The following is a 20,481-nucleotide window of genomic DNA, read 5'->3' on the forward strand; positions in this document are numbered from 1 at the left end:
ATGGGGCTTCCCATCGTTGGAAGGTCAAGGGGTTTTTATCCGCGCGGCCATTGCTGGTGCAGATCATCGATCACAAAAGCATGTCCGTCCTTGGACGCATGCGCTTCTTTTAAATGCGGGTGATCCGGCGCAAGGTTTTCATGTCCGTGCGGCACAATGTCGGGATCATTGGCGGGCCATATCATGAAGCCTGTCAGTGTTCCGGCAAACGCAATGACGGCCATTGCGCCGAATGCAAACTCCTGTCCCATCTTCGCGCCCAGCCATCCGACCAGCGGATAGCAGATCAGCCAGCAGGCATGGCTTAGCGAGAATTGCGCGGCAAAAATCGCCGGACGATCATCGGCATTGGCCGAGCGTTTAAGCAAACGCCCCGATGGCGTAATGCTCATCGAATAGGCAAACCCCATCACAAACCATCCCGCCATGATCATGTACCAGAAAGACGGCAGGTCGCTGAAAGCGGCGGTCAGTCCGGTAAGAACAGCTCGGGCAGATATCAGATAATCTTCGGTGGACGAAACCGCGGGATGTTACCCCTGTGGTTTGGCTATGGGGATTTCGATGGTGGATATGAGTCTGCTGTAGAGGATGATCGCCAAGATCACGTGTTTCCAGTGGCGCTTTGTTTCTATTTGCATCTGATTTTCACGTTTTTATTCAGCTCGGTTGTCTCATTCTATTCATTGTCATGGGGTTTATAGCGTTTCAGGTAAAGCATCATCCTCACCAGTAAAGGCGCTTTTTTATCTCCTTAAGCACTCTGCCTATTTAGGGGGCGCTCTTGGTAAGTATGCAGGTAGCCTGAGCGCCGACACCTTCATCGGTGATTGACATTGCCTGCACACGAAGGGTGCTGAGTCTGTCTCCGATTCATTGGCCGTCTTTTTGATGTCTGGCGGCGGAGCTACGTGCAGGGCTTGTCTGGCCATATTGAGTTTGGCTTTACTGGCCAGTAACCCATAATGCCGGATACGATGAAACCCGGTTGGTAAGACATGCAATAAGAATCGACGCATGAACTCGTCACACGTCAGTTGCATCGTCCGGTGCATGTTGTTTCCTTTGCGCCGGTAATCCTTATAGGTGAACGAGACATGTGTTTCATCAACGGATTGTAGTCGGCGATTCGCAATCGCTACACGATGCGTATAACGCGACAGGTACTTCAGCACCGCTTGTGGTCCTGCAAACGGCGGTTTGGCATACACCACCCATTCCATGGATTGTTGCTGTTTGCACCATGCCATAAAGTGCCCGGCGTGTTCAAAGCCACTGGTCTGCGTCAACTCCCCGAAGCACAGTAACTGCGTCGATTCGTATAACTCACGTACGCCTTGCATATACAAACGGCGGAACAAGCGTGATAACACTCTGACCGGCAAGAAGAAGCCCTTTTTACACGCTTTCCATTGCTTAGCGTTATCCAGCCCGCCACCGGGCACAATGCAATGCACATGAGGATGATGCATCATCGCGGAGCCCCACGTATGCAACACCATAGTGGTGCCAACCTCAGCGCCTAAGTGTCGCGTATCACCGGCAATGGTCAGCAACGTTTGTGATGCGGCTTTAAACAACAACTGATACATCTGTGCTTTATTGTAAAAGGCCAGTTGTGCTACCTCACCAGGTAAGGTAAACACCACATGGTAGTACTCTACAGGTAACAACTGCTGCTCTCTGGCTGCAAACCAGCGTTTGGCGCTTGAACCCTGGCACTTCGGACAGTGACGATTACGGCAGGAGTTATATGCGATGGCATCGGTATGACAGTGTTCGCAGTGCAGGTGATGAGCACCTAATTGGGCACTTCGACAACGCTCAATGGCTGACATCACTTTCAGTTGAGCTAAGCTTAAACGCCCATGCTGAGCGCTTTTATACTGCGTACCAGACAGACGAAACACATCCGCCACCTCAAGCGGTGGCCGTGAACAACTCGACATAACATCACGCTCACAATGCCAGTGTATCTAACGGACTCACCACCTCTCGCAAGAGTTTACTGGCGACTTGTGCATACAGCGCAGTGGTTTCCAGTTTACTATGCCACAACAGCGTTTGGATGATGCGAATATCGACTTTATCTTCCAGTAAGTGCGTGGCGAAACTGTGCCGTAAGGTGTGCATGGAGACTTTTTTATTCAGTCCTGCATCCAGACACGCAGACTGACAGGCACGACTGAGTTGACGGGTGCCAAGTGGGTTTAACGGATTTTGCCCTGGGAACAACCACCCACCCGGTAGCATTAAGTGATGCGCTTTGGCATGTTTGTACCATTGGCGAAGTGTACTCAACAGCATCGGCGATAACATTGCCATTCTGTCTTTCTTCCCTTTACCTTACTCAACGCGCAATAGCATGCGAGAACTGTCGATATCCGTCACCTTCAACATCACCACTTCACCAATCCGTAACCCAGCCCCATAAGCGACCGAGAAGGCAGCTTTGTATTTGATGCTATGTGTGGCATCAATCAGTTGCTTGACTTCCTCTTTACTCAATACCGTCGGCAACTTCCTTGGCACCGGCACGGTGCTGACTTTGAGCATCACATCGGGTCGATTCAAGGACTTATGAAATAAGAACGTTAAACCCGATAACGTGGCATTGATGGTGATGTTAGATGTACCTTGCTCGGCCAATGCGAGTTGGAATTGGCGCAATTCTTCAGCCGTGGCATCCTCTGGCGAGCGTTTCAAAAAGGTAGCGAGTTTCTTCACGCCTCTGATGTAGCCTATTTGCGTTTTAGGACTGAGCCTACGCATGGTCATATCTTCAATCATGCGTTGGCGTATGGGGTTGGATCCTTCAAAGTAACTCATGGTTTCACTCCTGAGTGAATTCAGGGCGACATTGCCCTTCCTTCAGCTTAGAAGCGGGGAACGAGATCAGAATATAATTAATGAGGTGGGGGCGGCACTACTACCGCGGAGCGGTTTAGTCCATCGCTCATAGCCGCCCTGGAAAGTTCGCTACAAATTTGTCCGCCGCAATAAAAACAGCCCGCATTAAGCGGGCTGGTTAATCGTTAAATAACGGTTTTATACCTCGGCAGCTGCCAATTCATCTTCAAGCTGTCTTGTTTCATCTGCCCGTGGTTTGGTAAAACGCGCAAGTCCAAGGTAGATAACCGGCGTGAGGTAAAGGGTAAAGATTACCGCAATACCAAGCCCACCAAACACCACCCAGCCAATGGCGTTACGGGCTTCGGCACCGGCGCCGCTGGATAAGATGAGCGGTAATCCACCTAAAATCGTGGAAACCAGCGTCATCATTATCGGGCGTAGGCGAACCTTACCGGCTTCAACTATTGCGTCGTATACACCATAACCACGATCACGTAATTGGTCAGCAAATTCAACCAGCAGGATGGCATTCTTGGCCAGCAGACCTATCAGCATCACCAGCCCAATTTGTGAATACACATTGATTGAGGTGTTCGTAAGGTAAAGGGCATAAATTGCAGCAGCGATACCGAATGGCACGGTGAGCATAACAACCACTGCGCTGTTCACACTTTCGAACTGCGCGGCCAGTACTAAAAACACAATCACAAACGCCAAGATGTAAGTCATGGCGACTTGTTGTGAGGTTTCCTCGTATGCTTGTGCCTCGCCGAGGAAAATCGTACCAATGCCTTCCGGCAGCACTTCGTCACCAATGTTTCTAAGCTTCGTTACGGCATCATTGATAGTGATATCTTCCGGCATGCTCATGTCGAGTTTGATGGCGCGGCGCTGGGCCTGACGCTCTAGCTCGGCAGCTACACCTTCTTCAGTGATGTAGGCCACGCTGGATAACGGGATAAGACTGCCGTTATCTGACTTCACATACAGGTTGGTGAGGTCAGACGGATCGCTGGTATTTCTGTCATTGGTTTGCAGAATGATAGGGATAGCCTGATCGCCAATATTCAAATCAATGATGTCATTACCGCCGATAGCGGCACGCAGGGTTGAGGATATATCACTAAGCGGTACACCTAACTCATCAGCCCGGCGGCGGTCGATGTTAACTCGCAATTGCGGCTGAGTGGGTTTATAGCTAATTCGGGGCGCACCTAGCTCCGGCATTTGCTCTTCAATGGCCGCAGCATAGACCAGGGCAGCGTCATAAATACGCTCGTAGGTGTCACCGGTAAGCGCCAGCTCAAGGCCACCACTCTGACCTCGCAGATTGAGACTGTTGCCACCAAAGGCATTACCCGGTGCTCCCGGCACTGATTGCAGTTTAGGGCGTATTTCACCAATGATTTCCTGTACCGATTTGTCACGCTCATCCCAGTGTTTCAAATCGGCGGTAATGAATACGATGTTCGGATCCCAACTGCCTACTACAGTGTAAATCGACGCGATTTCCTCACTTTCCACGTATGGCATCAACAGGCTTTCCATACTCATGGCCTGGCGGTCCATAAAGTTGCGTCCTACGCCGTCTGGCCCGCGGGCAAATATCCGAATGGTGCCGCGGTCTTCGCTGGGCAGTAACTCGTTTTCAATGCTCTGTGACGTAAAGTAAGCGCCGCCAGCAGCCAGTAAACACAATGCCAGCACTAACCAGGCGTATCTTAACGACCATACCAGGGTGGTTTTGTAAAACTGCAGGCAGTAGTGACCGAGTCGGCCCAGCGTGGCATCAAACAAACTGCGTTTATTGGCTTTTGGTGATTTTACCGGCAGTCGGGCGGTTAGTGCGGGTACCAGTGACAAGGCCACAAAAGAGGAAATAATCACTGAGCCGGCCAGTACACCGCCAAATTCTCGGAATAATCGCCCGGCCGTTGAAGGCAGAAAAGCAATGGGGATGAATACCGACGCTAATACCGCCGTGGTAGCGATAACCGCGAAAAATACTTCCCGGGTGCCAATTACGGCTGCTGCTCTGGCACCTAAGCCCATGGCACGGCGTCGCTGAATGTTTTCTGATACCACGATGGCGTCATCTACAATCATGCCGGTGGCGAGAACCAGTGCCAGCAGGGTTAGAATATTTACTGAAAAGCCGAGCAGCCAGATGATTGCCAGGGCACCCGTCAGAGATACCGGAATGGATAACGCTGGCACAATGGTCGCCCGCCAGGAACCGATAAAAAACAGCGGGGTAAACACCACCAGAATAATGGTTAAGCCCAGGGAAAAGGCGACCTCTTCCACCGAGTCGCGAATAAATTCGGCGTCATCGGAGGTAACCTGAATTTGCATTTCAGGAAAGCGCTCATCGAAGGTGTCGACCATGGCCAGAATTTCATCCGAAATCTCAATGGTGTTTGAGCTGGCCTGACGGATAACACCAATACCAATTACCGGTTTGCCGTCGAGGCGCACGGCGCTGGTGGAATCGGCCGGACCGAAATACACACTGGCCACATCTCCAATGCGGGTATCGCCGGTAATCACAATGTCTTTGATATCTTCGGCGGTGAGGGAAGTGGCGTCGGCCCGCACGATGAGCATCTGATCGCTGGACTGGATGCTGCCTGCCGGTACGTCAAACGGGGCGGTGCGCAGCACATTGGCTACGTCAGTCATCGACAACCCAAAGCTGGTAAGGCGCAGAGGATCTACCGAGACTCGCAGTACCCGTTCGCGATCGCCGTTAAGGGTAACATCTGCCACGCCGGGAATACTTAAAAATAGCGGCGCTAAATCGGTATCAACTCTCTCTGTGAGTGTTTCCGCATCGAGGGTTTCGCTGGAAATAGCCAGACTAACAACGGCCTGAGCATCGTTATCTGCCTTGATAATAGACACCTGTTCTACTTCATCGGGCAATTGCCGTTGTACGCGGCTGACTGATTCACGAGTTTCGTTGGCGGCATCGTCAAGGTTAATGCCGGGGCGAAATTCCACCCGCACCCGGGCCGAGTTTTCTTCGCTCTGGGCGTAGATGTTTTTCACGCCACTCACCCGGGCTACCGCACCTTCGAGGTGAGCGGTGACTTCTGCATCTACCGTTTCCGGTGACGCATTAGGATATTGCGCACTTACCGTAATGGTTGGCGTGTCTACATCGGGCAGTTCACGTACTTCAAGCCCGTTTAAGGCGGCATAGCCGGCAATCGCAATTAGCAGGTTTAATACAATAATAAGTACCGGACGGCGAATCGATAACGAGGGCAGGTCGTTATGATTGTCAGCAAGGTTACTCATTGGTGTCTCTCCGCGCCAATGAGGTGGTAATAGACTGGCCTTCACGCAGCGACTGAATACCTTCTGCAACCAGCAGATCGCCGTCAGTTAAATCGCCACTCACCAGAATTGTACCGCGCAGACGTTGATGCACACTCACATCCACACGCTTGGCTTTGTTATCTACCGCGGTGTAAATATATGCACCGGTAGCGCCCCACAATAAAGCAGCTTCAGGGATAGCGGCGTATCGTTCACCCTGCAGATTGAGTTTTACCCGAAAACTCATGCCCGGACGGTAGCGGTCGCGTTCGTTGGGCAGTAAAGCTCGCGCCGCCATAGTACGGTCAGTATTATTTATACGCGAGTCCAGCTGCGCAATATCCGCGGTTAGCGATACATCCCGCGAAGCCCAGGGCTGTAATGTCACCGAGGTTTCAGACATTAACAGCGATACCGCAGACTCCGGTGCACGAAAATTCACATATAAACTGGAACGGTCATCGAGGGTCGTAATGACGGTAGTGGTGGTTATCCGGTCGCCAACTTCTACGTCGGTTAAACCCACATAGCCAGAAAAAGGCGCCGCAATGTGGCGGTCTTCCAAATCGGCTTTGGCTTCATCAAGGGTCACTTTTGCCAGGTCGCGGGCGGTGCGGGCGATATCGATTTCACTTTCTGCCACTGCACCCCGGTCGCGGCTGTCGACCAGGCGCTTCAAAGCTCGCTCAGTATCTTCAAGTTGTAATTCAGCACGGCGTACTGCAACCACCTGGCGGCGATCATCCAGGGTCAGCAGAATATCGCCCTTATTGACTTTTTGTCCCGGCACGAAATTTACCGCGGTCACTTCATCAGCTACGGCGGGGTGGAGGGTGACAGACTTAACCGCTTCGGCAGTGCCAACCGCTTCTACATTTTTCTGTTCATGCATAAACTCAATTTTATTGAGGACAACGAGCTTGGCACTGTTGCCCCTGCCGCCCCAGCTCTGCGCTGAGACCGGAGTTGTCATTATTACCAGGTGAGCCAGAGCACCTATACAGAGCATTCTTTTCAAATTTTTTATCATGTCGCTTCCTGAATACCTCCATCATCAACTGCTACGTAGTTAACACAAAGGAGGGAGCATTTTTATTTTATTGTTAATAATTCGTATTATCGCCAAAGGTGTGTTAGCGGGCTAGGGAATGAGTTGCAACTCGGCGTACTCCTTATACAGGGTGTCGCTTTTCATCAATTCCTCGTGTTTTCCGGAGCCTCTGACCGTACCGTTATCCATTACAACGATACGATCGCACATTTGCACCGTGGCCAGACGGTGAGCAATCACCAGTGTGGTGCGTCCTTTTATCAGGTACTTAAGTGCCTGCTGGACTTTATGTTCACTTACCGCGTCGAGTGCGCTGGTGGCTTCATCAAGCAACAGCACCGGGCGATCCGCCAGAAACGCGCGGGCAATAGCGATACGCTGACGCTGACCACCTGAGAGCTTTACGCCGCGTTCACCGAGTTGAGTGTGATAACCGTCGCTGAGCTCATTAATAAAGTCATCGGCAAACGCCTGTTTTGCCGCTTCAACCACCTCGGCTTCGCTGGCGGTGGGCCGGCCATAGCGAATGTTTTCAATCACGGTACTGGCAAAAATAACCGGTTCCTGAGGTACCAGAGCAATTTGTTGACGCAGGCTGTCGAGGGTAAGTTCGGTAACCGGGCTGTCATTGAGTTTGATGGCGCCGCCTTGAATAGAGTAGAAGTGCTGGAGCAATTGAAATAAAGACGATTTCCCTGCGCCGCTTGGACCTACCAGCGCCACGCACTCGCCTGGTTGCACCTGTAAAGAGAAGTCTTTAAATAAGGTAGCGTGTTCGGTATACCCAAAGTTCACCTGCTCAAAACTGATTTGCGGCGGCGAATCGAGTGTTGGTAGCACCACCTGACCAGAATTGTTATTAGCTTTTGTGGCCAACAGTTCCAGCAGCCGTTCACTGGCCCCCACACCGCGCTGAATATCACCGAGGACTTCGCTGATGGTGGCAATACTACTGCCGGCCAGCACCGCATAAAATAAGAAAGCAGAGAGTTAGCCCGCGCTGATTTCGCCGCTCATGACCTGACGGATCCCCAGCCAGCTAATGCCAATAACCGATAACATACTCACCAGCATGATAACGCCGATTAACATTGAGCGGTAATGAATGCGCGTGGCAGCGGCCTGCAGGGCAGAGCTAACTTTCTGGGTGAATTTTTGTTGTTCGCCGGATACTGCATTAAATGCCTGCACCACCATGATTTCGTGTAGGGTTTCATCTATTTGAGAGCCCATGTCGGCAATGCGGTCCTGACTGAGGCGTGAATAATGGCGCACTTTTGGCGCAATAAGTTTGAGCGGTAACAATATAAAGGGCACGGCCACCAGTACACACAAGGTCAGCATGGGGCTGGTAAAGGTCATTAAAATGAGAGCGCCCACAAATCCCACCAGCGAACGCAGGGCCATGGATAAACTCATACCCACAACGGTTTGAATGACACTGGTATCGTTGGTAAAGCGGGAGATCACCTCGCCGGTGCGGGTTTCGGCAAAAAAGCCCGGTGTTAGCGTGAGCAGATGATGATAAACCTGAATACGAATATCGGCGCTGATACGCTCGCCCAGCCAGGTCATCAGATAGAAGCGAAAGTAAGTGGCCAGGCAACCAACTACGGCAAACAAAATAACCCAGCCGATGGCTGCATCCAGCCGGTTAATGTTGCCGGCGCTGAGTCCTTCATCAACAGTGAGCTTTATGCCCTGGCCGAGCAGCAGCCAGGCGGCAGCCGCAACAGTAAGTGCGATAACTGCACAAACTACTTTAAGCTTGTAGGGCTTGAGCAACTGTGCCAGCCATATCAGTACGTCTTTGGTTAATATCAATGCATGACCATGGGAGTGATTGTTCTGTTGTGAGTATTATGAGTGAGAGTCCTTGCGATGCCCAGTTAAGATGAGTTAAAAAGTGTAAAGGAGGAGCCAGGTTACTTTCTGGCTCGTTTTATTGTGCCTGTTCAGGGCAATTAATCGCTGATAAGCCTTGCAATTTCATTGCGTATACGTATAATTCCGCGGCCTTTCGCCTTGTATGTATTTCATTCAGGGTTTGAAAAGGTAAGTTAACGGTAACGCTACAACGAGTTTGAGGCATTTATGGTTACTATTCGTTTACAGCGTGGTGGCGCCAAAAAGCGTCCATTTTATCAAGTAGTGGTTGCAGAAAGCAGCCGTGCAAGAAACGGTCGTTTCATCGAAAACGTCGGTTTCTTTAACCCAACTGCACAAGGTCAGGCTGAGCGTCTGCGTTTAGATCTTGAGCGTGTAGAGTACTGGGTTGGTGTTGGCGCAAGCTTATCTGAGCGCGTTAACAGCTTGGTAAAAGAAGCTAAAAAAGCGGCAGCGTAAGCTGTCCTTAATTTCTGGTAGGTTTAGATGAGTCAAGCGTCTGACAAAGTGGTTATTGGCAAAATCGGTGCGCCATATGGTGTTAAAGGTTGGGTCAAAATCAACAGCTTTACCGAGGTACCAGAAGGTATTTTTGACTACAGCCCGTGGTTACTGGCTGATGACAGAGAATACCAGATTGATCAATGGCGACCGCATGGCAAAGCCATCGTAGCGAAGCTGATTGATATCGATAGCCGGGATGATGCCGAGCGCATTAAAAACCTGGATATCAGTATCGACGCTGAGCAACTCCCTGAATTGGGTGACGATGAGGTTTACTGGCGTGAGCTTAACGGTATGCAGGTGGTAACTACGCAAGGTTACCAACTGGGTGTGGTTAAAGAAGTGTTTAATACCGGCGCCAACGACGTGATCCGCGTTAAGGCAAAGGCAAACGATGCTTTTGGTCAGAAAGAAAGACTAATACCGTTTGTATTCGACTCTGTTGTACAAACGGTAGATAAAACCGAGCGGGTGATTACGGTTGAATGGGATCCGGGGTTTTAAGTGACCGCGGAAAAATGGTTCGGCATTATCAGTTTGTTTCCTGAAATGTTCGCACCTTTTACTCAACAAGGAGTAATAGGGCGGGCAGTGAAGAACGGCATACTGGCAGTTGAACACTTTAACCCACGAGACTTTACACACGATCGTCATCGCACAGTCGATGATCGCCCTTATGGTGGTGGTCCTGGCATGCTGATGATGGTTAAACCGCTTACTGACGCAATTACCGCAGCCAAACAGGCTGGCGGTGAAAACAGTAAAGTGATTTACCTGTCTCCACAGGGTAAACCGCTAACCCAGGCTGGCGTTAAGTCGCTGGCAGCCAACAACAAGTTAATCTTGTTATGTGGCCGGTACGAAGGGGTGGATGAGCGCGTAATTGAAAGCCATGTTGACGAAGAATGGTCAATTGGTGATTACGTGTTAAGTGGCGGCGAACTGCCTGCCATGGTGATGATGGACGCAATTGCACGGTTAGTGCCGGGAGTACTCGGTCACAGCGATTCTGCAGTTGAAGACTCATTTACTCATGGTTTGCTGGATTGCCCACACTATACCCGCCCGGAAGTACTCGACGGTAAAGCGGTGCCCGATGTGTTAAGAAGCGGTGATCACGAAAAAATCAGACAGTGGCGTCTGCAACAATCTTTAGGTAGAACCTGGTTGCGTCGCCCTGAGTTATTAAACGACCTAGCTCTGACTGAGGAGCAACAACGGTTACTGGAAGCATTTCAGGCGTCGTTGCAGCAAGATGACAGTTAACTAGGATGAGAGGATATGATGAGCAAAGTCAGTCAAGATATCATCAAAAAAATTGAACAAGCACAGCTTAAAGCTGATGTTCCTGCGTTCGGCCCAGGTGACACAGTGATTGTTAAAGTTCGTGTAACTGAAGGTGACAAAGAGCGTCTTCAGGCATACGAAGGTGTTGTTATCGCTAAGCGTAACCGTGGTCTTCACTCGTCTTTTACAGTACGTAAAATTTCAAGTGGCGAAGGCGTAGAGCGTGTGTTCCAAACACACAGCCCGGCGGTATCTTCTATTGAAGTGAAACGTCGCGGTGCAGTTCGTCGCGCCAAGCTTTACTATCTGCGTGAGCGTTCAGGTAAGTCTGCACGTATCAAAGAGAAGCTTAACTAAGATTACTAATCCTTGCGTTACTGTTAACTTCGAAAGCCCGCACTTGTTGCGGGCTTTTTTGTGGCTTACCATCGGTGAACATTCATTTAACCGTTCTAATTATGACCCAGCAACAGGATGCTATCTGGCAGCAAATATATAGCGGCCAGTGGTATCAGACCCACCACCCACAATTAGTGCAGGCGCGCGAGCTGGCTAAGCGTTTATGCAGAGAGCTTAATCAATTACCGGTGAGCGAAGTGGCAAAGCGCCAGCAGCTTATCAGTCAGCTTTTACCCAACGCTAAAAATACCGCTACAGGCAGTGACTTTGCCTGTGATTACGGGATTAATATTTATGCTGATAGCCCGGTTACTATGGGCAACAGGGTAGTGATCCTGGATGCGGCGCCCGTGTCTTTTGGCGCAAACGTTAAAATTGAGGACGCCGTTGTGATTACGTCGCTCACGCACCCACTGGAAGCGGCAAAACGCAAAGCCGGCTGGCAACAAGCCAGCCCCGTTAAAATCGACGATAACGTGCTATTGCGTGAAGGTTGCACGCTACTGCCGGGCGCAGTTATCCCGGCAGGTGCGGTTGTCGAACCGGGTAAAGTGGTTACCCGGTAGTTAGCTGTTCGAGCAGCTAGTCGTACTGCGTAAGTTTATTAAAATTAATCATGGCTCTTAGCTCTTTGCCGTACTCTTCGCCGCGCTCTGAATAACTGTTTAAGCCGTGACTTAATTCAATGCCGGTAATATCGGCATCCTTTTTTCTGAGTGACTGGCGGATGTTTCTCAACGTTCGGTAAGCATCATGACTGTTGAGGTTCATCATATAGCTGGCCACAGAGTCGCGGGGGGAGCGGAAATCCGCTACTTCATGCACCTGGTCCTGACCGCGATCGTTAGGCACAATGCCGCAGCCCTTTACAAAACACCACTGGCCAAAAAAGTTATTGCCCATCTGAGCAAACCTTGAGGTGCCCCAGGCACTTTCGTTAGCGGCCTGAGCCAGCGCCAGCGAAGCGGGTATAATATCCACTCTACGCAGTAAGACTGTGCACAATGACTCCTTCTCGACATCCGTTTTATCTACCCGGTATTTAACTGCCAGATCAGAAAGGGCCGCGTTGTTCTCGACATCCGCTGTACAGACTTCTTTCACTTCAGCCCTGTCGGCCAGTATTTCTTTGTTCACATCGGCCACCAGGGGGGAAAAGTAGCCAAAAAAAGCCGTTTTACGCTCAGGGCCAGCCTGATACTGCGAGAAGTCCGGCGGCGTAACTCTGCTGAAGAATGCAAACCACAAAGCAATGGCGACCAGGATTGCGACTAACGTCAGCAGGATTTTATTGTTTTTCAGGTTAATCATAGGCTCCCCGTTTTTAACCACAACGGTATTATCTGTTTCCAATTGATAGCAGTCAGCGGCAAAAACAGATCATTATTGTTGTTTTCTTGCTTTAAGCACAGCAAGAATTCGTGTGTGCACAATATCACAAATCAGCCAGGGTTCATCGCCACTGGTGCTGGCAAATATCACTACCACGGTATCGCTGGGTTCATCGTAACGGGCAAAACTTAAATAGCCCGGTAACCAGCCATCATGACTATTAAAATACAGGCTGTCGTATAGCGCTTGTTCTTCTTGAGTAAGTAATGAGCCATCATTGAGTGCTCTGAGAAAAATTGCTACGTCTTTGGCTGTAGCCACCATTGCGCCTGCCGGGCTCACAAAGGCGAGTTCTTTCATGTCATCATCGTACCCTGACACATAGCCACTCATTAACGAGGGGAGTAAGGGTTCGCTTAAAATTCCAAAGGTATGGACTAATCCCAGCGGCTGAATAAGTTCTTTCTGGATATAATCACGGTAACTGTAACCCAGCGTTTTATCTATTATCCGGCCAAGCAACAGATAGTTAGTGTTGGAGTAGGCGTATTCTGCTCCCGGCTCAAATAAGGCTGGCTTATCATAAATCAAAGCCAGGCTTTGTGCGGTAACGCTGGCTTCATCAAACGGTGCAAACCAGTTAAATGCAGGGTCATCGGTGTAATTGGCAATACCACTTCGATGTTGTACCAGCATGCGCAGGGTAATTTTATCAGCATTGGTTATTTGACTTGCTTGTTGGGGTAAAAACTCAAGCAAGGGGGTATCGAGATCTAACTGACCATCTGCGGCCAGGCGCGAAACCGCCGCTGCCACATAGAGTTTGCTGATACTGGCAATTTTAAACAGTGCATCAGTATGTGCTACCTGTCCGCTTTGCTGGTTATGCAGGCCTGCTGCATAGCTTTCTGCCGGTATACCATTGCCTTCATCCACATAAACAATCATGCCCGCAATACCATTGTTTACGGCCCGGTTGACTTCAGTCTGTATATCTTTTGACTGGGACGCCAGATAAATAAAAAGGGCATTAACTGGTGCAAATACCATGATGCTGGATATTACGATAACCAGTGCCAGTATCCGTAGGGCATTAACGGTTTTACGTTGCATTACCGCGAGTCTGTGTAGTGAGTTGAATAAGCATAGCCTAAGGCCAGTTGTGATGGATTACCAGTACCCTTTGTAACAAGGTGTTTTACCGATGGTTTTTTGCTTAACATTCTGATTATGCTTGCTATATTGGTATGGTAAAACGATAAATAATATAACCGGTAGAAGCTTCTCGGGCATCAGTTCATGATGAACTGATTTTCTTTCTCGTCTCTCACCGACGGCTCGCATCAATCACACTTAACAAGTCAGTTAAAGCACATAAGGAATGGAAAATGACTCAGCAACCTGATTTACCCTGGATATCCGGATTCTGGCGGCGAATAGTCGCACTGATTGTCGACTCAATATTATTGGCGCTGGGGGGATTTGCGCTGGGGTTGGTGCTGGAGCCTGTGTTTATACAAATGGGTGGTTGGTCGGTATTCATAGGCTTCTTTATCTCACTTGGTTATTTCGGCGTGATGAACAGCCGCTACGCTGATGGCCAGACGTTGGGTAAAAAGCTTTTGGGAATTCGGGTTGTCGACGGTAATAACCAGGTTATCTCGTTAGGTCGTTCACTGCTGAGATATTGTGTGTACGGTATCCCTTTTGCTTTACAGATTGATTTTCTGCCAGTAGATGAGGGATTTTTCTGGCTTATGTATCCCATAGGGGCTTTGCTTGTTGGCGGTTCCTTCTCGATACTTTATTTGTATCTGTTTAACCGCCGAACCCGGCAATCCCTGCACGATCTGGTCGTTGGTACTTATGTGGTTTATGCCGGTGCACAACAGGAGGAAGTCAGAGAGGTGTGGAAGCCACACCTGGTAATCGTTGCACTGTTGTTCATAGTTGGTTTTATTAGCCCTAGATTTATCTTCATAATTTTCTCCTCCGGCGAGTTTGAACAAATGTTCGCAACGCGGGCCGCATTAATGCAGGAGCCAGGTGTAAATGCCGTAGGGATAATGGCCAGCTCAACCAGCTATTACGCCGAACCCACGGACCAGGGAAATACTTCGCAGAACAGCGTAGATCTGGCGGTATATATCGATTCCAATCATGTGGATGATATGGAATATGCAAGGGAATTAGCTGAAAAAGTGTTAGTGCATTATCCCGATGCCATGGACAAAGATGTTATCTCTGTCGACCTCTATTACGGTTACGACATTGGTATCTGGTCGAGTTGGGATGTAGGTAGTTATGAGTTTAATCCTACCGGTTTATGAGTTGGGATTGCCCTCAGGGATTGCCCTCAGGGATAGCCCTCAGGGATTGCCTCAATACGTAATACCGGCTGAATTATACAGTCATCCCGGCCGCCGAGCCGGGATCTTCTAAAAAGGCTGGCTCGTCTCAAACAGCTTTTTTCCTCAAGGATATAATAAACCCACAATAGCATGTCAGGAGATCCCCGCTTAAAGCATGCGGGGATGACGATTTATAGTTATGTCATCCCGGCCGCTGACCCGGGATCTGCTAAAAAGTCAGTAGTCTTATTGTGTGAGCAAAACTTTTCATGAGATACTGGGTAGCGGCTAAAGCCGCTTAAGGTATGCGGTATTAAAGTGAGCCCTAAGAGCAATCCCGGATAACCCCTTGCGGAGTTTCCGGGATAAAACCGGACTGTGTCCGGTTTTAGTCTGAATGGAGGGCGTCTATTGGGTTTAGTTTTGAGGCTTTTATGGCGGGGAATACGCCAAAGCCAACACCTACCAACAGGCAAATCGATACTGATAGTACAATCGCTGTAAGCGACCAGCTTACTGCCCAGTCTGAGTAGAAACCGATAATCTCGGATAGCACCAGGCCAAAGAAAATCCCCAACAGGCCGCCAATCACTGAAATTACAAAACTCTCGGCGATAAATTGCAATTTAATATCCTGCTGAGTGGCACCTACTGCACGTAGTAACCCAATTTCTTTGGTACGCTCCAGCACGTTTGCCAGCATAATGTTCATAATGCCGATGCCACCAACCAGTAATGAGATACCGGCCACACACGCCATTACGATGTTGAAGATGCGCTGGGTATTTTCCTGTTGTGCCAGCAGTTCCACCGGAATGATCAGGCTGTAGTCGTCAATGCCGCCGTGGCGTTGAGCAAGCAACTGGGTAACGGCTTTCGCCGCCAGTACGGTAGAGTAATCATCTTCGACTTCAAACTTCACCACATCCAGTTCGCTGGCGAGGGGTTCCATGTTGAGCTTTTTCTGGCTGGTGGATAACGGGATAAACACGCGGTTTCTGTCACCGTTAATTTTCACGCCCTGAAAGGCTTCCTTATTAAATTCTGGTGCCGCAATCACGCCAACGACCTCAAACCACACATGGTTGATTTTAAGAAACTGGCCTAGCGGATCTTTATCAGGGAACAGGGTGTTGGCGACATCGGCGCCGAGCACTGCAACCTGCGATACGTGCAACTCATCATCATCGCTGAGTAAGCGGCCCTTAGCAGCGGTCATGCTGGCAAGGTCAAAGTAGCTGCTGGTAACGCCCACGGCTGATGCATCAGCTTTGGCAAAATCGCTGTAGAGGGCAAATAGCTTAATCTGTTTTTCACCGCTGTAGTGAGTAATAAAGGGCAGGGTCGCCATGGCGGCTTCCACATCAGCAAGGTTGAGGCCGAGCGACTCTTCGCGGATATCTTTCAGCTCTTCGGCGGTGTAGCTTTTGGATTCTACAATCAGGTTTTGTAACCCCATTGAACCAATCATTTTTAGCGCTTCCTGCTCCGCACCTTTACCAATGTTGAGCATAGCGATTACCGCGCCAACGCCAAAAATCATGCCCAGCAGGGTTAAGAAAGTGCGAAGTTTTTGTGCCAGTAATTCATGTAAAGCGTCGCTTACCAGCAACCGGGTTTTGGTTATCGTAAGTTGGTTTAACATTAAATAAGCTCCCGGTACGACAGGGCAATACTATCGCCTTCGCTGAGGCCGTTGGTGACTTCCACAAAGTGCAGGTTTTTCTGGCCAATTTGAATTTGCTGGCGGCTGAAGCCAGCGCCATCTTTACGGAACACGTAGTTGACTCCCTGTTCGTTGTAGATGGCCTGAATCGGCACCATCAGCTTGCTTTCGCCTTTGGATACCTCAATCCGGGCATTTAGTTTGCGCCCCGGAGAGAGAATAGGTGAGTCCTGATCGTCAATATCTATCGTCACCTCAAAGTACTTAGTGGGATCGTTTCGGGCAATGGTTCTGGAGAAGCCCGAAACCTGTTTTAAGGTGCCGGTGAATACCTTGTTAGGGTAAGCTTCCAGGGAGATGGTAACCGGCTGGCCGGGAGCCAGGCCGATGGCCTGTTTATCCAGCACGTAGCCCTTGGCCTGCATTTTCGACAAGTCCGGAAGTTTAGCGATAGGCCGCCCCGGAAATACGGTTTCGCCTACCGATGGCTTCTCGCCACGCCAGTTAGATTCGTATACCAGCAGGCCGTCGTATGGCGCATGAATCTCAAGCGTCTCAATGGCTGACTTAATCTGGTTATACTTCTGCTCACTGCCTTTTTTGCGAATACTTAAGACGTCTATGGCGCTGGAGTTTTGCTCCACCACGCTTTCTTTTTTCCAGTCCAGGTAGTTGTCTTTGGCACCGAGGTATTCTTTGTTTTGCATGTTTTCGATAATTTCGATACGCGAATAGACCCGCAAATCATCGATGGTAAATTCGTCTGCAAAGGCAAACTCTTTAACCACCAGCGCCTTGTCCATTTCTACGTCGAGCTCTTCTTGTGTCAGGGTAGAGCGGTTCAGCTTCATGTCTTCCTCAAGGAGCATCATGGCGAGCATTTCCCTGCGCATGTCGAGGTTAAGCTGTTCAGCATCAAAACGGGCGATTAACTGGCCTTTTTTAACATTGGTGTACTCTTTTTCCAGCCACGCGATGGTCATCGGGCGGCGGCTCGATGCGCCAATGGCCGTTGCACTGGCGGCTTCCAGCTCACCCTTTACCGGCACCATAAGCTCAAAGGGCTGGCGTTCAACCTGGTAGGTGGGGGTTGTTTGTTCTGTTTCGCTGCAACCGCTCAATAGTAAGGCTGCCATAAGGCAGGTAAACCACTTAGGCGTCATGATAAGTTATCCTCCTGAACTTCGATATTGGCTTTCATGCCTGGGCGCATCCGCGACGGGTCGATTTTTTCCAGTTCAATTTGCACATCAAACACAATACTAAGATTGGTGGAGGACTTTTCTTTATAGGCTTCACCAAGGGAGACAATTTTGCCGGCGTAAGGCACTTCAGGGTAGGCGTCCAGCGTCACTTTCACTTTTGATCCGATGCTTAGCTTAGCTGTGTCTGCCTCATCAAACTGGGCTTTAACCGCCAGCTTATCCAGTGAAGGAATGGTCAGAATGGTGCGGCCCATAAAGACTGAATCGCCTACCGCAACTTTTTCGCCATCCGGCGCGGCTTTGTACATTATCAAGCCTGGCTTGGGTGACTTAACCGTGAGCTTGGCAATGTAGCGCTGAGTTTGCCCGAGCTTGGATTGCAAACGGTTAATTTTGCTTTGCGCCAGTTGCTCATTGAGCTTGCGGGTTTCGGCAAACTGTTTGGCCTGTTGCGTAGCCTGATTCAGTCTAGCTCTGGCTATTTCAAACTCTTTTTGCTGCTTTTCTTTTTCGACCCGCTTAGTAGAAATATCAACGATTTCCGCCAGACGTTTTTCTTTTTCATAGTTCATTTGGGCCTCAGCCAGTGCCAGCTTTAACTCTTCGGCCCGGGCTTCGTTTTCGAGCAGCTCTTTCTCAAAGTTCTTTTTCTCAGCATCCAGCTCGCTTTGTTGCTCAATCAGCTTGGTTTGTAATTGCTGACCATCAAACTTGAGCAGCATATCGCCTTCTTTTACGTTGGTGTTTTCCGGCACCAGAAACTGCACTTTCATCTGCCACATGCCACGAATCGAAGGCGGTGACACACTGGCACTGTCCAGCGACACAATTTCACCAGAAGCGGTGAGCGGGGCGCTCAGCGTTTTCTCCGACGCTATTTCAATCGCCTTATCGTTGCTGCAGGCGCCGAGCGTTAATGCGGCACACAGCAAAACAGAAAACTTAACGTGCATGACTTAACTCCTGTGCCGCAGGGATAACCACCCGGACACTCATTCCCGGCAGTAATTTTTTGTCGGGCATATCGGTAAACGACAGCTCAATCTGGTAGTAAGCGCTGTCGCCCCAGCCGGCTTTCTTCTCTGGTTGAGAGACCTCGCTGGTGACCGTTGCGGTATAGCTCTGGCCAGGATAGGCATCGAGAGAAACCAGCGCCTGCTGACCTACATCCACGCGGTCGGCATCTATTTCGTGCACCCAGGCATCCACTTTAAAGCCTTTGATATCCTGTACTTCCATTACCTTCATGGCGGCCTGTAAGGTGGTGCCGGCGGTAATTTTTTCGTTGGTCCAGGGATGGTACATATGGCTGACAACACCAGCTATAGTCGACTCTACTTTTAAGCGGGTTAACTGATAGCGCTGGTAATTGATATTCTCTTCCAGCTTGGTAATTTCAATTTGTTGCTTTTGCAGCGTGTTTTCCTGCTCAATCAGCTTTTGTTCCAGTGCCTGTTGGGCTTTAAACTGTTCTACCAGCGCGCGCTCCAGTGCAAGTTTGTACTGGCCCTTGTCATACTCACTAACGTCGGTACTTTCAATTTCGGCCTCAATGCGGGCTTTTTCGACTTCCAGATCGGCAATTTTCAACGCACTGCGCGCATCGGCCACGGCCTGAGCCAGCTCCACCCGCTTACTTTCCATTTCCAGGGTCTGGGTATTCAGTGAATCTTCATTTTGTTCCAGCTGAGCATCCACACTGCCGGAGTCGAAAAGCGCAATGGTATCGCCCGGCTCAACAATGCTGCCTTCATCAACCATCCACTGGATTTGAATATTCCAGCGGTCGGTGCGCGGTGCCGAAACAACCTGTACATTGGAAGAGGTGACTTTGCCGGTCACGATTAGCTGACTGGCAGTATCCTCTGCTTTGGCACTCAATACCGACATGCTGAGGCCGCACATCAATAAGTAAACAATTGATTGTCTCATGAGTTGGTTTTCTCGCTGATGATTTGGCCGTCTTTCATGGTGATCACTTTTTGTGCGAAATCAGCAATGTTTTCTTCGTGGGTGACCATTACGATGGTTTGCCCTTGCTGGTGTAATTCGGTGAGCAGGGCCATGATATCGTCAGAGGTTTTACTATCGAGGTTACCGGTAGGCTCATCCGCCAGGATCATGGTGGGACGGTTAATCAAGGCCCGGGCAATAGCAACCCGCTGGCGTTGTCCGCCAGACATTTCAAAAGGGCGATGGTGCATGCGGTGACCAAGGCCTACTTTTTCCAGCAGGGCCTGGGCACGTTGGGTCGCTTCTTCCTCCGACACGTCGCTGTAGCGCAGGGGGAGCTTGACGTTGCCAATAGCATCCAGTTTGGGCAGCAGATGGAAAGTCTGAAAAATAAAACCGATATGCTCATTGCGAATTTTTGACAAAGCTTCATCGGTTAACTCATTCACGGCATTGCCGTTTAACAAATATTCGCCGCTATCGGGCGTATCGAGGCAACCAAGAATATTCATCATGGTTGATTTGCCGGAACCTGAACTGCCCATAAAGGCGACAAATTCATTTTCCTGAATGGATAAAGAAACATCGTTGAGTTTTACCAATGGTTTCTTCACCATTGGTAAAACTCTTACGAATATCCTTGAGTGTAATCATCTGTCTTCGCTCGTT

General features: G+C 49.8%; 16 protein-coding genes and 3 pseudogenes. 6 read left to right on the plus strand and 13 right to left on the minus strand.

Going from position 1 to position 20,481, the window contains the following annotated elements; genetic code table 11:
* Window positions 1–35: 35 nt before the first annotated feature.
* The 6 genes and pseudogenes from AC566Q_RS09105 to AC566Q_RS09130 all read right to left on the minus strand — a co-directional run bounded on the left by AC566Q_RS09105 (window position 36) and on the right by AC566Q_RS09130 (window position 9,052).
* Complete coding sequence (locus AC566Q_RS09105; RefSeq protein ID WP_499617428.1) at window positions 36–503, minus strand: MFS transporter; 468 nt, start codon at window positions 501–503, stop codon at window positions 36–38.
* Window positions 504–767: 264 nt separating this feature from the next.
* A complete protein-coding gene (locus AC566Q_RS09110; protein ID WP_342632605.1) occupies window positions 768–1,949 on the minus strand; it encodes an IS91 family transposase in 1,182 nt (393 codons plus the stop codon).
* Between the two features lie 10 nt (window positions 1,950–1,959).
* Window positions 1,960–2,829, minus strand: a pseudogene (locus tag AC566Q_RS09115) (tyrosine-type recombinase/integrase).
* 219 nt (window positions 2,830–3,048) lie between these two features.
* Window positions 3,049–6,156 (minus strand): efflux RND transporter permease subunit, encoded by a 3,108-nt coding sequence (locus tag AC566Q_RS09120; RefSeq protein ID WP_499615978.1) that lies wholly within the window; start codon window positions 6,154–6,156, stop codon window positions 3,049–3,051.
* On the minus strand, window positions 6,149–7,207 hold the full coding sequence (locus AC566Q_RS09125) for an efflux RND transporter periplasmic adaptor subunit (protein ID WP_499615980.1): 1,059 nt from the start codon (window positions 7,205–7,207) through the stop codon (window positions 6,149–6,151). The genes AC566Q_RS09120 and AC566Q_RS09125 overlap by 8 nt, the downstream gene beginning before the upstream one ends.
* Before the next feature lie 111 nt (window positions 7,208–7,318).
* A pseudogene (locus AC566Q_RS09130) lies at window positions 7,319–9,052 on the minus strand (ABC transporter transmembrane domain-containing protein).
* Between the two features lie 270 nt (window positions 9,053–9,322).
* On the opposite strand from AC566Q_RS09130, the gene rpsP reads away from it, so the two are divergent.
* From rpsP to AC566Q_RS09155, 5 genes are all read left to right on the plus strand, one after another.
* Window positions 9,323–9,574, plus strand: coding sequence for a 30S ribosomal protein S16 (rpsP, locus tag AC566Q_RS09135; protein ID WP_105936082.1), 252 nt, complete (start codon window positions 9,323–9,325; stop codon window positions 9,572–9,574).
* Window positions 9,575–9,601: 27 nt separating this feature from the next.
* Complete coding sequence (gene rimM / locus AC566Q_RS09140; protein WP_499615984.1) at window positions 9,602–10,123, plus strand: ribosome maturation factor RimM; 522 nt, start codon at window positions 9,602–9,604, stop codon at window positions 10,121–10,123.
* Entirely contained in the window at window positions 10,124–10,885 is a 762-nt protein-coding gene (gene trmD, locus AC566Q_RS09145; protein ID WP_499615986.1) for a tRNA (guanosine(37)-N1)-methyltransferase TrmD, read from the plus strand.
* An 18-nt stretch (window positions 10,886–10,903) separates the two neighbouring features.
* A complete protein-coding gene (rplS, locus tag AC566Q_RS09150; protein ID WP_070174949.1) occupies window positions 10,904–11,263 on the plus strand; it encodes a 50S ribosomal protein L19 in 360 nt (119 codons plus the stop codon).
* Between the two features lie 101 nt (window positions 11,264–11,364).
* Window positions 11,365–11,871 carry a maltose acetyltransferase domain-containing protein gene (locus AC566Q_RS09155; protein WP_499615988.1) on the plus strand — a complete coding sequence of 169 codons (507 nt, stop codon included), beginning with the start codon at window positions 11,365–11,367 and terminating at the stop codon, window positions 11,869–11,871.
* 16 nt (window positions 11,872–11,887) lie between these two features.
* On the opposite strand, the gene AC566Q_RS09160 is transcribed toward AC566Q_RS09155, so the two are convergent.
* Window positions 11,888–12,616 (minus strand): glucosaminidase domain-containing protein, encoded by a 729-nt coding sequence (locus tag AC566Q_RS09160; protein WP_499615991.1) that lies wholly within the window; start codon window positions 12,614–12,616, stop codon window positions 11,888–11,890.
* Window positions 12,617–12,688: 72 nt separating this feature from the next.
* The gene (locus AC566Q_RS09165; protein WP_499615994.1) at window positions 12,689–13,750 is read right to left on the minus strand and encodes a serine hydrolase domain-containing protein; all 1,062 of its coding nucleotides are present in this window, start codon (window positions 13,748–13,750) and stop codon (window positions 12,689–12,691) included.
* A gap of 275 nt (window positions 13,751–14,025) precedes the next feature.
* On the opposite strand from AC566Q_RS09165, the gene AC566Q_RS09170 reads away from it, so the two are divergent.
* Window positions 14,026–14,967 carry an RDD family protein gene (locus tag AC566Q_RS09170; protein WP_499615997.1) on the plus strand — a complete coding sequence of 314 codons (942 nt, stop codon included), beginning with the start codon at window positions 14,026–14,028 and terminating at the stop codon, window positions 14,965–14,967.
* A gap of 409 nt (window positions 14,968–15,376) precedes the next feature.
* On the opposite strand, the gene AC566Q_RS09175 is transcribed toward AC566Q_RS09170, so the two are convergent.
* The 5 genes and pseudogenes from AC566Q_RS09175 to AC566Q_RS09195 all read right to left on the minus strand — a co-directional run bounded on the left by AC566Q_RS09175 (window position 15,377) and on the right by AC566Q_RS09195 (window position 20,466).
* Complete coding sequence (locus AC566Q_RS09175; protein ID WP_105936076.1) at window positions 15,377–16,633, minus strand: ABC transporter permease; 1,257 nt, start codon at window positions 16,631–16,633, stop codon at window positions 15,377–15,379.
* Entirely contained in the window at window positions 16,633–17,817 is a 1,185-nt protein-coding gene (locus AC566Q_RS09180) for an efflux RND transporter periplasmic adaptor subunit (RefSeq protein ID WP_240622027.1), read from the minus strand. The genes AC566Q_RS09175 and AC566Q_RS09180 overlap by 1 nt, the downstream gene beginning before the upstream one ends.
* Entirely contained in the window at window positions 17,814–18,812 is a 999-nt protein-coding gene (locus tag AC566Q_RS09185) for an HlyD family secretion protein (RefSeq protein WP_499616001.1), read from the minus strand. The genes AC566Q_RS09180 and AC566Q_RS09185 overlap by 4 nt, the downstream gene beginning before the upstream one ends.
* A complete protein-coding gene (locus tag AC566Q_RS09190) occupies window positions 18,802–19,791 on the minus strand; it encodes an HlyD family secretion protein (RefSeq protein ID WP_105936074.1) in 990 nt (329 codons plus the stop codon). The genes AC566Q_RS09185 and AC566Q_RS09190 overlap by 11 nt, the downstream gene beginning before the upstream one ends.
* Window positions 19,788–20,466 (minus strand): annotated as a pseudogene (locus tag AC566Q_RS09195) (ABC transporter ATP-binding protein). Before AC566Q_RS09195 ends, AC566Q_RS09190 begins: the two are co-directional and overlap by 4 nt.
* Window positions 20,467–20,481: the final 15 nt, after the last annotated feature.

The organism is Alteromonas sp. H02 (assembly GCF_059682525.1).